At 47.4% G+C, this 18,100-nt stretch carries 20 protein-coding genes and 2 tRNA genes; 6 read left to right on the top strand and 16 right to left on the bottom strand.

The window, feature by feature from the left end; genetic code table 11:
- The first annotated feature begins 56 nt into the window (after window positions 1-56).
- The gene (locus AM1_RS12205; RefSeq protein WP_012163148.1) at window positions 57-1,061 is read left to right on the top strand and encodes a glycosyltransferase family 2 protein; all 1,005 of its coding nucleotides are present in this window, start codon (window positions 57-59) and stop codon (window positions 1,059-1,061) included.
- Between the two features lie 159 nt (window positions 1,062-1,220).
- Here AM1_RS12205 and AM1_RS12200 read toward each other — a convergent pair whose 3' ends face one another.
- The 5 genes from AM1_RS12200 to AM1_RS12180 form a co-directional block, all read right to left on the bottom strand.
- A complete protein-coding gene (locus tag AM1_RS12200; RefSeq protein ID WP_012163147.1) occupies window positions 1,221-1,829 on the bottom strand; it encodes a peroxiredoxin in 609 nt (202 codons plus the stop codon).
- Between the two features lie 188 nt (window positions 1,830-2,017).
- Window positions 2,018-3,211, bottom strand: coding sequence for an NAD(P)/FAD-dependent oxidoreductase (locus AM1_RS12195; RefSeq protein WP_012163146.1), 1,194 nt, complete (start codon window positions 3,209-3,211; stop codon window positions 2,018-2,020).
- 72 nt (window positions 3,212-3,283) lie between these two features.
- A complete protein-coding gene (locus tag AM1_RS12190) occupies window positions 3,284-3,844 on the bottom strand; it encodes a 2'-5' RNA ligase family protein (RefSeq protein ID WP_012163145.1) in 561 nt (186 codons plus the stop codon).
- Window positions 3,844-4,080 carry a 50S ribosomal protein L28 gene (gene rpmB / locus AM1_RS12185; protein ID WP_010473270.1) on the bottom strand — a complete coding sequence of 79 codons (237 nt, stop codon included), beginning with the start codon at window positions 4,078-4,080 and terminating at the stop codon, window positions 3,844-3,846. Before rpmB ends, AM1_RS12190 begins: the two co-directional genes overlap by 1 nt.
- Window positions 4,081-4,111: 31 nt before the next feature.
- Window positions 4,112-4,200, bottom strand: a tRNA-Ser gene (locus tag AM1_RS12180).
- A 190-nt stretch (window positions 4,201-4,390) separates the two neighbouring features.
- Between AM1_RS12180 and AM1_RS12175 the strand changes: the two genes are divergently transcribed.
- Complete coding sequence (locus AM1_RS12175; RefSeq protein WP_238549236.1) at window positions 4,391-5,026, top strand: sigma-70 family RNA polymerase sigma factor; 636 nt, start codon at window positions 4,391-4,393, stop codon at window positions 5,024-5,026.
- A gap of 1 nt (window position 5,027) precedes the next feature.
- On the opposite strand, the gene AM1_RS12170 is transcribed toward AM1_RS12175, so the two are convergent.
- From AM1_RS12170 to AM1_RS12155, 4 genes are all read right to left on the bottom strand, one after another.
- On the bottom strand, window positions 5,028-5,633 hold the full coding sequence (locus AM1_RS12170; protein ID WP_012163143.1) for a CPBP family intramembrane glutamic endopeptidase: 606 nt from the start codon (window positions 5,631-5,633) through the stop codon (window positions 5,028-5,030).
- A 79-nt stretch (window positions 5,634-5,712) separates the two neighbouring features.
- Window positions 5,713-6,777 (bottom strand): DUF3326 domain-containing protein, encoded by a 1,065-nt coding sequence (locus AM1_RS12165; RefSeq protein ID WP_041659721.1) that lies wholly within the window; start codon window positions 6,775-6,777, stop codon window positions 5,713-5,715.
- The gene (locus AM1_RS12160) at window positions 6,768-6,956 is read right to left on the bottom strand and encodes a hypothetical protein (RefSeq protein ID WP_012163141.1); all 189 of its coding nucleotides are present in this window, start codon (window positions 6,954-6,956) and stop codon (window positions 6,768-6,770) included. The genes AM1_RS12165 and AM1_RS12160 overlap by 10 nt, the downstream gene beginning before the upstream one ends.
- A 52-nt stretch (window positions 6,957-7,008) precedes the next feature.
- Window positions 7,009-7,329 carry a 2Fe-2S iron-sulfur cluster-binding protein gene (locus AM1_RS12155; RefSeq protein WP_012163140.1) on the bottom strand — a complete coding sequence of 107 codons (321 nt, stop codon included), beginning with the start codon at window positions 7,327-7,329 and terminating at the stop codon, window positions 7,009-7,011.
- A 348-nt stretch (window positions 7,330-7,677) separates the two neighbouring features.
- On the opposite strand from AM1_RS12155, the gene AM1_RS12150 reads away from it, so the two are divergent.
- Complete coding sequence (locus AM1_RS12150; RefSeq protein WP_012163139.1) at window positions 7,678-8,430, top strand: FHA domain-containing protein; 753 nt, start codon at window positions 7,678-7,680, stop codon at window positions 8,428-8,430.
- A 4-nt stretch (window positions 8,431-8,434) separates the two neighbouring features.
- Here the strand turns inward: AM1_RS12150 and AM1_RS12145 are convergent, their stop codons facing one another.
- Window positions 8,435-8,869: a (2Fe-2S) ferredoxin domain-containing protein gene (locus AM1_RS12145; protein WP_041659718.1), complete on the bottom strand. Its 435-nt coding sequence runs from the start codon at window positions 8,867-8,869 to the stop codon at window positions 8,435-8,437.
- A gap of 539 nt (window positions 8,870-9,408) precedes the next feature.
- Between AM1_RS12145 and AM1_RS12135 the strand changes: the two genes are divergently transcribed.
- Complete coding sequence (locus AM1_RS12135; RefSeq protein ID WP_012163137.1) at window positions 9,409-10,362, top strand: M23 family metallopeptidase; 954 nt, start codon at window positions 9,409-9,411, stop codon at window positions 10,360-10,362.
- Here AM1_RS12135 and AM1_RS12130 read toward each other — a convergent pair.
- The 4 genes from AM1_RS12130 to AM1_RS12115 all read right to left on the bottom strand — a co-directional run bounded on the left by AM1_RS12130 (window position 10,359) and on the right by AM1_RS12115 (window position 16,055).
- Window positions 10,359-10,778: a TerB family tellurite resistance protein gene (locus tag AM1_RS12130; RefSeq protein ID WP_012163136.1), complete on the bottom strand. Its 420-nt coding sequence runs from the start codon at window positions 10,776-10,778 to the stop codon at window positions 10,359-10,361. The genes AM1_RS12135 and AM1_RS12130 overlap by 4 nt on opposite strands.
- A 125-nt stretch (window positions 10,779-10,903) precedes the next feature.
- On the bottom strand, window positions 10,904-12,376 hold the full coding sequence (locus AM1_RS37575; protein WP_063710521.1) for a WecB/TagA/CpsF family glycosyltransferase: 1,473 nt from the start codon (window positions 12,374-12,376) through the stop codon (window positions 10,904-10,906).
- A 799-nt stretch (window positions 12,377-13,175) separates the two neighbouring features.
- Entirely contained in the window at window positions 13,176-14,735 is a 1,560-nt protein-coding gene (locus AM1_RS12120) for a DUF5691 domain-containing protein (RefSeq protein WP_238549235.1), read from the bottom strand.
- Window positions 14,736-14,741: 6 nt separating this feature from the next.
- Entirely contained in the window at window positions 14,742-16,055 is a 1,314-nt protein-coding gene (locus AM1_RS12115) for an SWIM zinc finger family protein (protein ID WP_012163133.1), read from the bottom strand.
- Window positions 16,056-16,258: 203 nt separating this feature from the next.
- Here AM1_RS12115 and AM1_RS12110 point away from each other — a divergent pair.
- Window positions 16,259-16,331 (top strand) — tRNA-Thr (locus AM1_RS12110).
- A gap of 145 nt (window positions 16,332-16,476) precedes the next feature.
- Window positions 16,477-16,602 (top strand): hypothetical protein, encoded by a 126-nt coding sequence (locus AM1_RS43960; protein WP_261890952.1) that lies wholly within the window; start codon window positions 16,477-16,479, stop codon window positions 16,600-16,602.
- Window positions 16,603-16,922: 320 nt separating this feature from the next.
- Here the strand turns inward: AM1_RS43960 and AM1_RS43195 are convergent, their stop codons facing one another.
- Both AM1_RS43195 and AM1_RS43190 read right to left on the bottom strand, forming a co-directional pair.
- Entirely contained in the window at window positions 16,923-17,519 is a 597-nt protein-coding gene (locus AM1_RS43195) for an IS630 family transposase (RefSeq protein ID WP_238549144.1), read from the bottom strand.
- Complete coding sequence (locus tag AM1_RS43190) at window positions 17,479-17,982, bottom strand: helix-turn-helix domain-containing protein (RefSeq protein ID WP_049783679.1); 504 nt, start codon at window positions 17,980-17,982, stop codon at window positions 17,479-17,481. The genes AM1_RS43195 and AM1_RS43190 overlap by 41 nt, the downstream gene beginning before the upstream one ends.
- Window positions 17,983-18,100 lie beyond the last annotated feature (118 nt).

Genomic DNA, 18,100 nt, shown 5'->3' with positions numbered 1-18,100 from the left:
CTTGGCAGTTTTCTTGAATGAAATCCTCTGAAGTGAGTTAATGAATAGCGAGTGAGATGAAATTACCCATGCTAATGCAAGACCAAAAAGCCAAGATCACTCAGCCCGAAATCTCGGTCATTATACCCATCTATAATGAGGTCGAAAGCCTGGAGCATCTCATTCGTAGGATTTCAGATACCCTGGATGAAACGCATGTATCCTACGAAATCATTTGTGTCGATGATGGCTCGGTGGATGGTACGACCGAGTTGTTAAGGAAACAGGTGGATCTATACCCCCAGCTACGGGGAGTTGTGTTGCGCCGAAATTATGGACAAACGGCGGCTATGTCCGCAGGGTTCAACCATGCCCAAGGTAAGATTTTTGTCACCCTGGATGGTGACTTGCAAAATGAGCCAGCCGATATTCCGCTACTGCTGGCCAAAATGAGTGAAGGCTTTGATTTAGTCAGTGGTTGGCGGAAAGAGCGACAAGATGCCGCATTGACGCGCCTGCTCCCATCTAAGATTGCTAACTTGGTGATTGGGTGGATTACAGGGGTTAAGCTGAACGACTATGGTTGTTCTCTGAAGGCTTATCGAGCAGAGCTGATTGCTGATATGAACCTGTATGGAGAATTACACCGATTTTTACCAGCATTAGCTTTTATTGAAGGTGCCAGAATTGCAGAGCTGCCTGTACGCCATCATGCTCGTCAATTTGGCCAAAGTAAGTATGGCCTGGATCGGACCTTTCGGGTCGTCATGGATTTGCTAACCGTCTCTTTTATGAAAACCTTTTTAACCCGTCCTATGCATGTCTTTGGACTGTTGGGGATTACCTTTACTGGGTTAGGAGTATTAACAGGCGGCTACTTAGTATTTTTAAAGTACGGCCTCAACGAAGGAATTGCAGATCGTCCCTTGCTGATCTTATCTGCTGTGTTGCTATTGACTGGAATTCAACTTTTTTCCATCGGGCTCCTGGCTGAACTGCTGATGCGAACCTACCATGAGTCCCAAAGCCGTCCCATCTACCGGGTTAGAGAAGTTGTCCAAGCATCCAATTCTGAGAATTGAAGCGTCGGGTAACCCTCATATCTAGCGGTTGAAACGGATCAATAATCGTGCCAAAGCCAGAGTGTATAGGATCTGGGAAGTGCCAATAACATAGCCCTCAAATACTCATGGAGCTTGTGTATTTGAGGGCGATCAGGCAACACGAATCTGTCTAAATCTTTAGACAGATTCGAAGTAAACCTTGGATTTGACTGGATCAGGGTTCATGGTCTTGTCTCCTGGCTGCCAGCCTGCGGGACAAACCTCATCCGGATGAGACTGAACATGTTGAATTGCCTGTAAGGTGCGCAAGGTTTCATCAACATTGCGGCCAAAGGCAAGGTTGTTAATGGTGGCATGTTGGACAACGCCTTCTTTATCGATGATAAAGAGACCTCTTAAGGCAACACCAGCATCTGGATCTAGAACGTTATAGGCAGTGCTAATTTCTTTTTTAATGTCCGAAACCAAGGGGTAGTTGAGATCGCCGACTCCTCCAGATTTGCGATCGGTCTGGGTCCAAGCTAGGTGGGAGAATTCGCTGTCTACAGAAATACCGAGAACTTCAGTATTTAAGTCTTTAAAAGCATCATAGCGATCGCTAAACGCCGTAATTTCAGTAGGACACACGAAGGTGAAATCAAGCGGATAGAAAAAGATGACGACGTACTTGCCCCGATAATTGGAGAGTTTGACTTCACTAAATTCTTGGTCGTAAACAGCCGTTGCTGTAAAGTCAGGTGCGGCTTGGCCGACTCTTAAACATTCATGTGCTTCGTGTTGCGACATAACCAAATTACTCCTATAGGATGTTGATCTTTGTAGATATCAGAATTTGCAAAGATCAATCGACTGCGTGCAAAAAAATGAGTGTATCTACGGTATAAATCCAGTTACACCCCAATCACTATACCGCAAACTAAGAACGGTTCTTATTTGCTTCCCGGTCTTGCTTGTAGAGACTTACTGGATGGCTTCTATTTAGCTGTGTTGAGTGCGGATAAAACAGGTTTGAACATCCAATTAAACCCAATTTTAAGCTGATGATCGAGGGTGGGCATGCGGTAGAGATAGATCAAACGCCGAGCCATAAAGGCTAGAGGGCCATCGAGCTGTAATCCCAGCCCAGACATGGCAGCTGAGTCTTCTCCTAAGGTCAGCATTTCTCCCAGATGGGTGTAATGAAACGGCAGCAATGGCCGTTGGGTTAAGGAAGCCCAAAGGTTCCACCCCACACAATCTGCTTGCTGGATAGCCACTTGAGCGGTTTTAGGATTTGGATTGCCTTGCGGATCTCGACAATCTGCTAAGTCGCCCAAGGCAAAAATATGGGGTGAGTCTTGGACTTGCAGGGTGGAGTCAGTCAAGAGTTGGCCGAGGTCATTTTGAGGGAGTGGTAAGGCTTGAATCGGTGCTGCGATCGCAGTGCCCACCGTCCACAATACCAAGTCTACGGGCAGCGTATCGGTTTTATCCTTATAGCTCAGGGTCATTTCATGGGAGTCTAGGGACTCAATACTCGTCTCTAGATCAGTCCACACTTGCCGTTTCTCTAGAGCTTTTTGAGCGGCGGTTTGATTAAATTCAGGCGCTGATTTGAGAATTTGATTATTGCGTTCGATCAGCCGTATCCGACCGCGATCACCTAAGCGATCCGCTAGCTTACAGGCGAGTTCTACCCCACTAGGGCCTGCTCCCACTACCGCCACGCGAATTTTTGGTGCTGCGGAGGTTTCTAAGGTTCGTAATCGATCTTCAAGGCGATAGGCGTCTTGCACAGTCCGAAACGGCAACGCATATTCCGCCGATCCAGGAACTTGGTGCAGGGGCGTTTCTCCACCCAGGGCTAGTACCAAGCGATCGTAAGAGATGGACTGATCAGATAAGGTAACCTGCTGTTGGGCAACATCAATCTCTTTAACAGCACTTTGAATAAAACGCACCTCAGTATTGGCTAAAAGCTCGCTGTAAGGCGGAGCAATTTCCCAAGACTGTAGTTCTCCTGTAACCAGTTCATAAAGTAATGGCGAAAACAAAAAATGATCATTTTGATCCACTAGATATATGAGTGGTTGTTGTTCATCCCATGGCAGTTGACTTAAGCGAAGAGCTGTATAGAGACCGCCAAAGCCACCTCCTAAAATACAAATTGTTGGCTGATGTTCAGTCATGCAGTCACCCTTCCCAGGAAGATCTAGATGTCTTAAGGATACCAAGGGATTTTAAGTCGGAGGGGGAGAACATTAAGCGCCAAAGATGGCTTGAGAAAATGTCTCCCAGCGTTGACCATTGTGTTTAAGCAGGGTTAAGCAGGAGGCGATAAAGTGATGCTCAAACGGGCGATCTTGGAAGTGAGGCCATGATGCATAGAAATTAGCCCGTGTTAAATCGCGAAAAGCCACGGTCATATGAGGAATGAACGATCGAGACTGCAATCGAGTGTCTCTGATATCCCAAACCGTTGCACAATAGTGTTGCAGCTGGGTCTGTAAGGCGAGTAAAGCTGGTGTGGGCTGCACATGGATATAAATAACGCGGGGCTCAAAAACATTAAACCCCGAGAGTTGAACGGGCCATGGTTGGAGAGAGTGAGCCCATGCCGTTAGCCCTTGGATTAAAGCTGTAATGGGTGGATGAGCAGTGCTCGCATCGGGTGGCCAGTCAAACGGAGGTTGCAGCGTGATGTGAGGTGGAGAATTGAGTGCTTTGCAACTTTGATACTGTTCTGCAAATTTTTGTTGTATACAGCAAACTTCCTCCTGAATATCTTCAGGAGGAAGGAGAGCTAAAAAATATCGATCCACTAAACCTGGTTAAGGTTAATCCCAGCTTCGCGAGCGAAAGCAGCTAGACCTTTTTTCTCAAGAGTCTTAATCGCTTTAGTGGATAGTCGGAGCTTGACCCAGCGCTTTTCTTGGGGCCACCAAACCCTCTTCCACTGCAAGTTTGCTTCTTGCAACTTGTGGGTTCGGCGGTGGGAATGGGAAACTGCAAACGCATTATTTGCTTTTTTTCCCGTTAATTGGCATTTTTTGCCCATGAAATTGACTCCAACAAAAGGCTGTAGAAAACGGAGAGGGAGGGATTCGAACCCTCGGTACGGAGTTCACCGTACAACAGATTAGCAATCTGCCGCTTTCGACCACTCAGCCACCTCTCCGGGTGAGCAAAACTGATCATAACAGATCTCATTGATGACAGCAGGGTTCTCGGGTCTAGATTGTGATATTTTTGTCGAAGTTTATCAATGAGCTAGCTTCCTCCACCATTTAAATCACTTGGGTATCAGTTGAGCTTTATAATTTTGAGATTCAATTTCTCACGCCAGACTGAGGAAATATGGAATATCCATGATGAAACTGCCAGACTTCCCAGAATCCAATCATCCGTTGGTGCTGTCGTTGCAAAATTACAGCGACCAAGAGCTAGTGCAAGGGTTTCAGCAATATCCTGATGAGGGCAAATACTTCATCGCTCTTTTTTGTCGGTTTGGCGCGATGTCTTATGCTCTCCTGCGCAATATGGCAAGATCGCATCTCCAAGTTGATTATCTATATGCCAGAGTGTGGCGCAATATCTTCTATGAGCTCAATCATTTGGTGATGGAGACAGGGGGACCCAGTGTTTCATTGCAGGCATGGATTACCAATAAGGTTGCTGCCTGTATTACGGAAGATCAGCTCCCTGCGGTTGAAACGATTCAATACACCTTGTCAACCGCGCCTCCACCCCTATGGTGCTATATCCAAATCGCTTTGGATCACGTGCCGCCCTTACCAAGGTTGATTTTAGTTCTGTCCCAAACCTTTCGTTGGCAAGACCCTCGGATTGAGGCGGTTTTGCAGGCAGAAGGGCAAGATATTACGCCTGAAGATATCAACCAATATCGACAGGAAGCCTATCAAGCATTGCAAGCTGCATTGCCTCAGGATATTCAAGACGTTTATTTCAGTGCATCGTCACAAACATCTTTGTTCTCGTCTTAGGCTAGGTTTTGCCCAAGGGATGCTGGGGAGGATGAGTGATTTTCCACGACACTCCCGTAATGATATTGGTGGTGATATGGGCAATGACAGGCACTAGCAAATTGCCTGTACTCCAAGCGCTATAACCGAGTACAAAGCCAACGACGGTCACCCAAACTACATAGGACCATTGCTGGGGACTATTCAGATGTAGGACCCCAAAAACGATGCTCGATAAAATGAGACCCACCCAGTTCAGGCCTACCATTGGGAAGATCACACCTCGAAATAATAATTCTTCACTTAAACCCGGTAACAGCCCTAACCAGATTAAGTCGGTCCAGACGAGGGGCTGAATAACGAGCTGCAAATATAAGGATGCAGAGAGCCGATACTGGGGCCATAACTGATAGATAACAGCACTCGCAGCTGTAATCCCGAAGCCAATACCGATACCCAAAACAGCCTGTTGCGATTGCCACGTCATGGGCAAGGTTGCAAAATTACCAAAATATTGGAAAACCTTAGCCAGAAATAGTAACAGCAATGCTGTTACCCCCATGGCAATCAAGACTTGCGTGCGGGTTAGGGACTCTAGTTCAGGCTGCTGATTAGGGCGATCAACCACAGAGATATCAAAAGTTGCAAATACCTCTATAACCTATCAGTTAATGCGAAAGACCGCATCGTGTGGGGGGAGTCGCAGATTAAAGCATGTCCCGAGGGATCAAGGAGGGAATATCTGGACGTAATGTGTTTACATCAACCCCTGCTTTGAAAGCTGCAAGTATACCCACGGCTTCGGCATAGGACTGTACAGGGATACTCTCAATACCTAAGCTCTGAGCTGTTGCATGCATGGTGGTGGTATTGTCCATCACCGTAATGATGTGGGCTGGGGTAGCGTTCAAACTGAGGATGGCACCACTACCGCAGGCGCTGGCTGGGACAACTACTGCATCGACTTGATCCTGCCAGAGATCGGTGGGCTGAGCGGAGCCTTGAATAAACTGAGGGGCTCGCGATAAACCGACTAAAACGGAGGGTAAAAAGGTGTAGCCCAATTCTTCGGCTGCGGCCCGTGGATTTAAGTGTGGATCTAGTGGTAAGGGGGAGAGGGCAGGGGCATGGGCACAGGGGATTTGAAACTGCTGGACGACTAGATGGCTAATGACTGCCTCAGCACCGGCTAAAGCATCGACCCCTTGGCCTTGGCGATAGGCTTGAAGCATGTCGCTATCTAAGTCATCAGGGAACCGGGCCACGACTGCGATCGCACTAATGCTACGATCATTGATCAGATGTTCGACGGCCCGCAGCAAGCTATCAGGTTGATCCAGCGTGCCCCAGGTGGCTCCAGAATCAGCGGTTTTAAGGGTGACTCCTAAAGGTGTATCCGTCACATAAACATCTGTGATGCTTATCCCTAATGTCGCGCGGGCAGCATCAATGGCCTGCAAGTGCCGCAGGCGTAACTCAGGTTCAATGGCTTGGTCGAGAACGACGCCAATGTGGTTTTGGTGGACCGGTCGTAGCCCCCATTGTCCAGCGGCAAATTGATCTAACCCATAGCCTTCGACATACCAAGCATTGGGGATGGGCCAGTAGAGTTGGGCCCCATTAAGAACATTGGGATGGGTGATGATGCGATCGCAAACCATGGACAAGGTCCGAACGACCGGAATTGCATCTCCTGCATAGCCACCAATTGCTGCCCCAATGCCTGTTGGTATTAATAAGACAACGGTAAAAGGTCGAGCGGTTAGCGAGATAAGACGGTTTCCTCTGGCTTGAGCACCACTGCTTCAACGGTCGCCGTCTCCGACTGAACATCCGTAACAGCCCAGCGTAAAGGCTCACCTTGTTCCCGGAGTTTGGCTTCGATATTAGCTTGCAACTCTGTAGTTGAAGCATCTAGCTCAATTTCAGCCTCAATAAAATGAGTGGTCATGATGTTTATCTCCAATGTTGACGGCAATACAGTGGCAATGGGGTTGACCCAGTTACTGAGATTGCCCAAATTGTAATTTGTATACCAGCTCTTCTTTGTCAGATTCAAGCTTGATATCTGACCGGGGGTAGGCGACACACAATAGTGCATATCCCTGGTCCAATAAATCGGGTCCTAACCCCATCGCATCTTCTTGTTCTACTTCACCTTCCAAGATTAACGAGGCACAAGTCGTACATACGCCCGCACAGCAAGAGCTAGGTAAATCAACTCCAGCATCCTGAGCAGCTTGTAAAATTGTGGTGTCTTCAGGGACGCTCACCGTATGGACGGCGTCTTGATGGTGAATCTCTACGGAATAAGTCTGTGACATGGAATCAACAACTGTAACCTTTGATGGGCTCATGAGGGATTAGCCTCTATTGTTTCATATTCTTTCCCTAAACCAAGGGGGTGACGCTTGAAAAGGTGTGGAGGTTGGGAATCCTAGGTATAGACAACTTCAATTTTGAGAACAGGTAAAATCTTGACTTGCGGTTCCTGAGTCAGGGAACTTCCTTGCTGCAAGATTTTAACCCTGGCACCCTCATCCGCACAACGTCTGCTGACTGTTGTTGCGATGACTCTAGTGAGATGGCTGTCCAGCCCTTCTAGATGAGGGAAGTTAGCGTTGATGTCTTATGTAGGCTGATTTTACGGTTTCCTCAGGAATTTCCCTAACATGCACGACCCTAAAAACGATTCTTCTGAACGGCACGTTCTGGTTATTAACGATGGTAAACGTCGTGCGATTGCCCTTGACTCAGCAGCCTATTCTATTGGGCGAGATGAGTCTAACGCTATCGTGCTGGATTCTCCCACGATTTCTCGTAAGCATGCCATTCTTCTGCGCTTGCCGACTCCTGGAAAAAGCACCTATCGTTATCGACTTATTGATGGAGACTCTGAAGGCAACCGCAGTGCTAATGGTGTCTTCGTCAATGACAAGCGGTGTAGTTCTCAAGAACTCGCTGATGGCGATCGCCTTGGCTTGGGACGAAAGATTAAAGCGTCCTACCTGGTGGTGTCGATGGGGGAAGCAGAATTTATCCGGTATTTGGAATCCACGGATTTTCAGAGCCTCAAATCTGATGCCGTGAATCCTAAAGCAACAGTGGTTGCTGCTGAAGCAGAATTGGCTGCATCGCCGACGGCCAAAACCCGTCTTGCCCGAGACCCTGCTGCTATCCTTTCCCAGGCAAATTCAGGCCCTGCCGCCCTAGATACTATGCCAGAGTCCACGGTAGCGGGTTCTAGCTCAAAGAAAGCTGATGATGGGCGACAAAAACAAACCTTGATTGTTCGTCAACAACCGCGGCTATGGATGTTGAGTGTGCCCATTGTGCTCATTATCTTGGCTGGACTGGGAGGATGGTATTGGGTGAGCCAACAAGAGCCTCAACCTTCTCCTACGTCTACCACTCAAAGTGAATAAAGTGCTATTCAGTCTTGACCAGGTGTTCAGGTAAAGGATGCTGAAGGAACAGAAATTCTGAAACGATTTGGTTCTTCAGTAAATGTTCTTGGATAATCCTTTCAATCACGGGTGGCGTAGCGGAATGATACCAAACGCCATCCGGATAAATAACGATAATTGGACCTTGCTGACAGACACGCAAACAGTTGGCTTTAGTGCGGAAAACGCAGCTATCCGTTGGTTGGTCTAAGCCTAGCTCCTTCAATCGCTTTTTTAGGTAAGTCCAAGCTTCTATACTGGCTGCCTTATCACAACATTTATCCACTGTTTGATCGGCACAGATAAAAATATGACGCTGGATTTTTGCTAAACCCAACGCCTTCACTGTTTTTTGTAATGCAGACTCTTGAGGATGGGCAGTGGTCACTGCTGTTTCCTTGGGGGGCTTTTTAGTCATTCGTGAAACTAGGGACAGGGATCAGTGAAGACTAATGGGCAGAGCCATTGCCATGATAATCATCAGAATCATAGAACCCATTTTTGGTCCCAAAAAATAGGCACAGAACGATAAAAATGGGTGTTAATCCAACGAGGATGGTTTTGAGATCCATAAGTCTAAAAAATGTATTGAGCTATGCAAAGCTGTTCTTAGGATATATCAATCCACTACTTACTGTGGATAAGGGAATTGAATCAGGGTGATAGGTTTAGGGTATAGATGTTGCATTCTCCCTATTCTCATCATACCCATTCACAACTGGCCCTTTTCTATGGAAGCAGAAGCATGTAAGAATATTTGCCTAGAGAGAATTTTGGCAAGCAGCGATAGTATGGGCTGAAATTGGGACCAACCCGATCGATACGTTCAACGGGGTGGTCTGCAAATCAAATTTTTTGCACCCCCAAGTTTAGTATTCGCCTTGTTTTTTAAGAAATATTTAATATTGACCTCATAATTTGATATGATTCTTCACGAATCCTTTGTGTTGGGCCTTTATGCGTTCTCTCCTTCCGATCCCGAAACGCTTTCGGATCTTGATTACTCTAACAGGACAACGTTCCGTCAAATTCTCGGTTAGTCCTATCCTCATCATTTTGGGCTTATCAATGGCTGCTGTTCCTGCAGTCTGGGCTGGTAAAACTTTTTACGCATTGCAGCAAAGGCATGATCAGCTATCAGAATCAGCTGCTGAAGTGTTAGAAGAGCTAGAAGTGTTAGACGGAGAAGTCGAAAAACTTCGTCAGCGAGCTGGATTATCCAAAGCAGAGCGCCAGCAAGTCAAGCTAGAAGTCTTAGATGAAGAAGTCAAAAAACTCCGTCAGCGAACTGGGTTATCTCAAGTAGAGCGCCAACAAATCAAGCTTAAGGGTGGTAAAGGTGGAGTTCCTGTGGTTTTGGATACGGAACAGCAGCTGAAATTTGCCAAAACCCGCTTGCCTGCGTTGACTTCTCGCCTTAAGCAGCAGGTTCAACCAGCCCTAGAAAAGACGCTACAAGCGGAAGAAGCCCGTAATGCGGCTTTGCCTCAGGGTAAGCCGACGAAAGGTCATAGTCCTATTTCGTCTGATTTTGGTTTACGCTCCGGTCCTTTTGGGGGGCGTGCTGAAATCCATGACGGCATAGATTTATTGGGAGATTATGGGTCTCCCATTTATGCAACAGCCAGCGGCAAGATTGAGCGAGCGGGTTATTCGGGTGGCTATGGGTATCATGTGGTGATTCAGCATGGTTATGGATACCAAACCCTGTATGCCCATCTTTCTAAGCTAACGGTTAAACCCAATACGTCCGTTAAGCGAGGACAGCTGCTGGGCTTTATGGGAAGTACGGGGCGATCGACAGGGACTCATTTGCATTACTCAATTTATCGTAGTGAGAAGCCAGTCGATCCGAAGCCTTATATGGTGTCTAAGCAGCTGCGCGACCAGGTCTTTGCCTCAGTTCCTTAAGGCAAGTTGGCGAGGGTTTGCAAGGCTTTGTTAACGTAAGATCCGATATTCCTAACTAAATTGCTAATGTGATGTGGGTCATCGGGAATCTGAGCCATCAGGGCATGATACTCATCAAGTAAGTCATGCTCTATCTCTGACACCACATCATCGGCAATTAATAAGTTACCGATGGCTGCCAAGAGTTTCAGTCGTTCTTCTTGGTTGGTTTGCCTTAAAAACTCAACGATCCAGCGTTCAGTTTGTTGAGCGGGAACCGGCTCCTGGAGAAGGGCCTTCAACTCGTTATCCTGCGTTAGATGGTAGCGATCCAGTACCTGTTTGAGATAGGTCACTTCGGGTTCACTGAGCGTATGGTCTACCCAGGCTGAACCGATCAAAATTTGTAGAGTTAAGCGTTGGTGTTCTGTATCCATAGGGGCTGCATAACAACTGCTTTCATCATGGCTTGTGCAGCCGTACAAGACAACCCACTGCTCACTCAGCGGTAAGAATGGGAGTTATAGATTAAATCGCTGTTAGAAGCAGCTTGTAGGACGCATTAGCGATCAAATTTTTGATGCAGCATTAATTTCAAGAATGGCAGGTCGTTAATTAAATAACGTTTCCAGAGGCGTTTCGGTTCACCCATCAGGCGAAAGAGCCACTCAACGCCCATGGTGCTGATGAGCTTTGGAGCCCGTTTTTGAGTACCAGCCTCAAAATCTAAAGTGCCGCCTATGGCAAAAATAATATTTACAGACTCTGCTAGCTGTTGACGATACCGATAAATCCATCGCTCTTGCTTGGGCGATCCGACTCCAATGGCGAGAACCGTTGCTCCAGAGTGATGAATCCGTTCGATAATCTCTGCACATTCCTCGGGGTTGTTTTCAAAACCATAGGAGGGAGAGTAAGAACCAACGACGATATCACGACCCACATGGGCATTGATGTTTTGTTGCGCTTGAGCGGCTACGCCTGGCGCAGCACCTAACAGGAAAATGGTGATGTCTGGATTATCTTTGTGATAGGTGTAAAAGGCGGGAAATAAATCTGATCCTGAAATCTTTTCTTTGATCGGTGAGCCAAGGAAATGGGAGGAAAAGTAAAGAATCTGGCTATCGCAAATTTTGTAGTCGGCGATGTTGTAAGCAGCTCGAAACTCTTCATCCTGCTTCAGGTTCATGAGATGGTCAACATTGGGAGTAAAAACGATGCCCGATTTCAGTTCCTGGAGCAACTCGTCTTGGGTCACGTTATCAATGGGAACCCCTAAAATATCAACTGTGTTTGTGAGCCAAGGGTGATCGCTAGGAGGCTTGAAGTGATATCCCTGGGCGGACTTAAAGCTTAGATTCACTAAGTGACGAGAGGTGGCGTAAGCGTCTACGGAAGTTGCGATCGCAGGTTGTGCCAAGGCGGTACTGGTTTCTATGATGGCTTTGGCCAATCGCGTTTGGGGCGAATCTTGTCTCAGGTCGCGAATCAAAGACGGGTCGATTTTAACGGCATCAACCCCTAGCTTTTCCCACTGCAGAAAGGTGAGATGTTGATTAGCAAAATTGTCTAAGGTGACGGAGCATCCGAGTTCTTTTAGATCTCGGATTAAAGCAACTGAATCCTGGAAATTTTTGGCCAGACTCGCTTCTGATACTTCAAAGTGCAGTTGGTGCGGTTGAACGCTGTGGTTGACCAGCAGATCGTAAATATCTTCGGCGATAAAGCGATCTTCGACAATGCGCTTTGATAAATTAATAGAAAGCTTAAGGTGAGCGTGTTGCTTTAATTGGGCAATGGCCTGTCCCGTCACATAGCGATCTAACCATGGCTCAGCATCCGCATTTTGAACCACTGGCATAAACTCTTTCGGCCGATGGATCAGCCCTTGGGTATCCCGCCATCGTAAAAGCACTTCATTTTGAAGAACGTTCCCTGAAGAAACGTCATACACCGGTTGATACCACAACTCAAACCCACGGGGATTAATTGCAAGTTGTGGAGAAGGCAGAATGGTTTGAGGCTTAGCCAGCATAGGTTGTAGAGAGAGATAAGCTATCGAAACATGAACAAACGGCTAACAATCACTGGTCAGTAACAAAGGATAATCGAAAATTTCCCCAGCACTCCGAACATTAACCTTGAGTTCGGTTAATGATTTTCCCTCACTAGCAATTATTCTAGCTATCTAAATATCAGGGTGCTTGCGTGTTATTACGTAATATTTTTAGTGCTATCAGCTAGTCTGTGAAACGATGGCATTAAAAAGCATTCCCTAGACAGTTGATATCTTTTTGCCCCTCCCCCAAACTTTATAAACAGCTGAAACCATCTCTATGGATTTGGGTAGAGTGCCAAATCTTCATGGAGTGAAATGCTTCTCTATTATTGAGTGCTTTCAAAGAAAATTAGTATTCTTTGATGTAAGATTTACTCTTTTATAGCATCAAAATAGATACTAATTATTAATTTATTTTGAGGAATCCAGAATGGTTTTTTAGTGTAAAGTCAAATATTTTACAAATAACAATAACTGCTGTTTTCTTGTGAAAAGAGATAAATTTGAGCTGTTCTGACGGCTGATTTAGCTTCCAATTTAGCAATCTCAAAAACTTGATTTGGGATTTTTTAAGAAAATTATGGTTGGATTGACTGTCAGTCTCCCATAATCTCTATTTGTTAAGCCATGCCGTAGTTTCTTGGCTTTGTGTGAGTCTTGGTGGAGCGAGGCTTAAGCGTAGCTATAAATGTAGATTAAGGGTTGTAGTCTACAGGTTTTTATAGAGTTAATGTAAAAAGTACTGAGCCTGAACGGATCTAGATACTAAGCGATTTTAAAATTCTGACCAGATAGCTTTGCGGAATTCGAAGGTACTTCGCCATAGCATCAAGCTGTTTTGTTGATAGGTCGAGAATGCCTCGCTATTCAAGTGGTTAAGGTAAGTAATGACATCATCGGCAATGATGGGATGCAGATTGAGAGACCCGGTATCGAACAGCGATCGCAACGTTGCAAACTGTAATCGTGTCTGTGAAGCAATTGAAGTGTGTGCCAGTAATGGGCTGAGGCCGGGTTTAAGGGTTTCCCACCAAACCTGACTGAAATGGGGACTGAGGAATGCCCCCCACTGGGCCAATCTGATACATTTTTGGGCTTTTTCCGCAGGAGAGCTAGATTCGGCTAGACATTGTAGAAATAGCGGCTCAATCTGTTCAGCGGGCAATCGTTTAATCAGAAAATCAATGGAGTCATCGGTTTGCTGCTCGGCAAGATTGCTGAGCCAATAGCCCATCATTCGTTGGATCCATGCTGGATTGGCTTGTCTCTGGGCTGCGATGGTCCATCCCTGTAATAGAGCAGCACCCTGTTGGTGGGTCTGGGCGGTTTGGATCAGACCATCTACATCCTCTGGCCAAACCTTTAAGGGAACAGCTGCTACGATTTGCATCAGCAGACTCCCTCGCCGTCCTAACTGACTGGATTGGGAGTAAGAACGCTCATGTTTCCAGGAGCCATCATCTTGAGGGAGGGTAATAGAGAGGGTATTGTTCTCGAACTGAACATAGGTTTGTATCTGGGCAGCCATACGCTGACAATATTGTGACTGGGGTAAGTGGGCCAGCAGATCACGAGCACCTGTTCGGACATCCTGGGCGCGATCGTGTAAAGCTGCCTCTAGAAAGAGTTCATCTTCTAAACTAAGATGCGTTTTGAGTATGGCAAGAAACGTTGCTCGATCTTTGGCCTTTTCTTGCTTCCATGTGGTACTTAACATCTCTCGAGCAGCTTGAGGCTTAAGACTTCTGAAAGTTTTCAACAGATCGACTCGGAGGGCGTAATTAGAAGTTTTCCACAAGTTTTCCACAGCCTCTTGGTCGATTTCCCCAGCCTGTGTATAAGGCAAAGTTTGACCAGCAGCATACGCCCACACTGGATTATGTTGTGCTAACCAGCGTCCCCGTTCGCCGATGACGGCTTGGATATGAGATCGTAACGAGGTTTGCCCACGGCCTTGATCTAGGAGGGCGGGTAATGTTTCAAAGGGAATATATTGGTGCGCTTGGGCTATTAGATCTAAGAGTTCACATAAAGCGTCTTTGTATTCACCATTGAGAATGGTTTGTAGATGTTGATGGGTACGGTCACTGCAGGGGAATAAGGTTTCTTCTGGGCAGCAAGTGGGTAGTGGTCCTTCCTGAGAGAACGCACCTTGTCCGGCCTGTTGATAGCTGGCCACAATCCCTGCAGCGTGTAAGAGTAGGGATTCTGCTTCTGTCGGCACTTGGCTGAGTAGTGCTTCGAGTTGTCCTTCCCCCGTTGGTATCTGTGGTGTTTGGCGATCGGTACCGATTAAGGCATGGGCGACTAATGTTTCCCAAGGGGTTGGCATCATGAACTCCTAGCAAGGGACAAATCGGCCGCCAGCCCAAAGGCTGAGGGGGAGAAGGCTGTGGCCATTCCATTCTCCAAAGAGCATCACTGGATGCCCCCCACTTAAAGCTAGCAAAGGCCATGGGTCAAATCCTGACTGGAGGGGTAGTTGATGCCCATGCGTATCAGCGATGTGCCATTGTTGATCCGTCCGGTGAGGGATGACGGTGGTTAACAGCAACGGAAACTGCACGAGCCAAGGATTGGTCGCCATTGCCGTTCCGTAATGGGCGATGGCGTCCGCAATATTGGCTGCACCTCCCCGTGGAGGGATAAGGTCAACGTCAGGCTGTCGCGCTTTGACTAACGCTCGTAGGGGATGGAGCCCTGGATAGAAAACCAGCTCTGCTGATATCTGCGTGCCTGGTATCAAACTGGTGTCGAGGAGCTGATTTTGATACCCAAAACTCAGAATGAGGGCGGGGCGTTGATGGGTGATGCCCCATAGCCAGACGCGCTGAACATTTAAGTTGTCTTCGGTGGTGATCCGTTTGCCCAGAACCGACCAGGTATCTTTGACCACCATAGGGGAGGGGCTAGTGAGCAGATCCTCTTGTTTTTGGGTCCAGCCGATTTGCGATCGCAATTCCGCTTGTGCAGCTTCTGGTAAGGTGGCCAGTCGCTGATACCCTTGCACGAGTAAATAGAGCTTGCCCAATTCAGCCAATAGGCGAGATGGCCAATTGCCGCCTGTGTGGGGAATACTGGCCATTTCTCGCAGACGGTGAGCTAGACCGGGCGCTTGGGCATCGACCATGCGAGCAGCGGCCTGTTCCCAAAAACTATAGGGTTGGTTTTGGGCCGTGGCTAAGCCCTGACGCATTAAATCCTGGAGCCACTGGTCCAAATCAGCTAGACCAGCCAGGATTTTGGCTTCGCGCTGGGCGATGCGTTTGGCTTGGGCTTCTGGGTCGGTAGTAGTGGCCTTGGCCTGCTTACGGGATGCGGTTTGAGATCGCTTCTCTAACCATTCCTGAACCCAGTCGGGGGGATCGGCGGCGGTAAATAATTCCACTTGGTTAACAAGCAATAGGAACAGGGCTAGGGAATGTTTGCAGGGAAACTTGCGACTGGGGCAACTACAGCGAAAGGCTGGTTCGCTCAGATCGATTTGGGTTCGGTAGGGTTTCTTACCACTGCCGCGACATTCACCCCAAATGGCCTGTTGATTGGTGCCTAAAGTCTGCCATTTACTGGCAGTGGCTAAACTTTTACCGTTTTTGGTGGATTTATCGTCCGGTGATAGAGCAATCACTTGCTCAACCGTCCAAGTCATCGTCATGGTCAAGGCAAAATCAGGGATTATGGCAGCTGTGCGGCCTGCTAAGCACTTAGCAATGGCAATTGCCTAATGGGTGCTTCTCTACAATCTACAGAGAATTTGCCACCATTTATGAAAAATGGGGAATATCTGAATTATCATAGATGAGCTAGTTTGATGTGTATAGGCGTTTTGGCTATAACGCTTATATAATGTCTAGGCACGCTGGTGTAGCTCAGTTGGTAGAGCAGCTGATTTGTAATCAGCCGGTCGCAAGTTCGAGTCTTGTCACCAGCTTTCTTTTGTACTAAACCCTTGTAAGTCGCATAGGGCTTTTCAGTGTGCCAATAGCAGCGGGGGCGTTCTCTCTGCCTTCAATAAAGTCTTGGGTGTTCCCAAAGGTGTATTGGGAAGTGTCGGTGAAAAGGGAAGAAGATATTTGATGATTGCCTCAATCCGTGGCCGGAATGCAATCATCCAGAAACGCATTGATGAAAGCTTTGAGGTGATTAAGTCCCTGACTCAGAATGACTTATTGGTCAAGGACGAGCATGAAACAGTCTATTGAGTAGGCGTTAGCCAGGAATCACGGATTCTGGCAAGTCAGATTCAGCTGCAGAGGAGTTCGCCCATTTCAGTTCAGCTTCAGTCCATCATGTTGGATAGTGATGATGTCTGTGTTGTCGTTGCCAATCTACCCCCAGAACGTACTTCCATGACGGGGACGTAACCATTGAAAATTGCAACTGCAGACTAATCCTCAACAGTTGAGCACGATTACGTTTCCACCTGCCCAGGGGTATGCGATGGTCAAAGGCCGGTCGAAGATCATCGCACATTTGGTATCATACCAAATCCGACTTACTAACCCCCGAAACATTTCATCTGTCAAGCTGGCCACCAATGGTAATGAGTTAGAGCTTTAATGTCCGATTGCATTGTCATTAAGGTTCGACAGCGCTGCTCGAGAACATCTTCGAGGTCATCCAGGGTCTCAAAACACTGATTAGCCAGTGGCTCGTCCGCTAGCCGCCACAACCGTTCAGCTGGCTGTAGCTCTGGAGAATAGGGGGGTAAAATCTTCAGATGAATGCCAGGTGGCACCACCCGATTCTTACAGGTATGCCATCCGGCTCCATCCAGAACGAGAAGAATCTGTTTGTGCTTTCCCGCTCCAACTTGCTGAGCAAAGCTTTGTAGGGCTTGATTAAACCATTCTCCATTGACCCGAGGTAGAATGAACCATTCGGTATCGCCGGTTGCGGGATGAACGAATCCGTATAGATAGGTCCATTCATAGCGATGGTCCACCTCAGCAATTGGACGCTGCCCCACAGGCGCCCAAATCTTTCGAATAATGGGTTTAAGGCCTAATCGGTGTTCATCAAAAGACCAAATTTCGACCTGAGCATCACGATAGCATCGCTCTAATTCTGCTTTGTATTCAGGAAGTTTTTTTAAAGGCGGCTTGGGCCTCCGGTTCACCTTTACGATGATGAGGACGTGGGCATTGCAGGGACTGCTCCAATCGCTTGAGATAGTCCCAACCCCGTTGGGGCCAAACCTTATCGACTCCTGTCATCTGAGCGATGACCTGGGCTACTTTGGGTCCGTTCCATAGACCACCGTCGGCGGGTGGTGTTTGTAGACGAGTCAACAATTGTGCACATTGGTCTTGAGTGAGAAGACTGCGAGATTGATGAGGTCGCTTATCTTTGCGTCGGTTGTGTAACCCATGGGCGCCATTGTGGTTATACTCCCTGACGATTTCTCGAGCGTAATCGTAGTTGAGACCCACCACTTGGGCTGCGTGAGTCAGGGTTGTTTGCTCACTGACGAGCCATAGTAGATGCCAGCGGCGCGATTCTACTGGGTCTTTGCTGGCTCGATAATGAGACTTCAGCTCGTCAGGCGAAAAATGAGGTTCGAGATATAGTTTTCTTGGCATTCTCTAATAATGCATCATATCGGGGTTATATAAATCGGATTTGGTATCAGTCAGTTCACAGGAGGTTGTTCGACAACTCGGTTCCTACTTTGCCACCATATAACTCTGCACGCCACAC

This window comes from Acaryochloris marina MBIC11017 (assembly GCF_000018105.1).
Lineage (GTDB): Bacteria > Cyanobacteriota > Cyanobacteriia > Thermosynechococcales > Thermosynechococcaceae > Acaryochloris > Acaryochloris marina.
The sequence above is the reverse complement of the archived record's forward strand: the minus strand, read 5'-3'. Positions and strand labels throughout refer to the sequence as shown.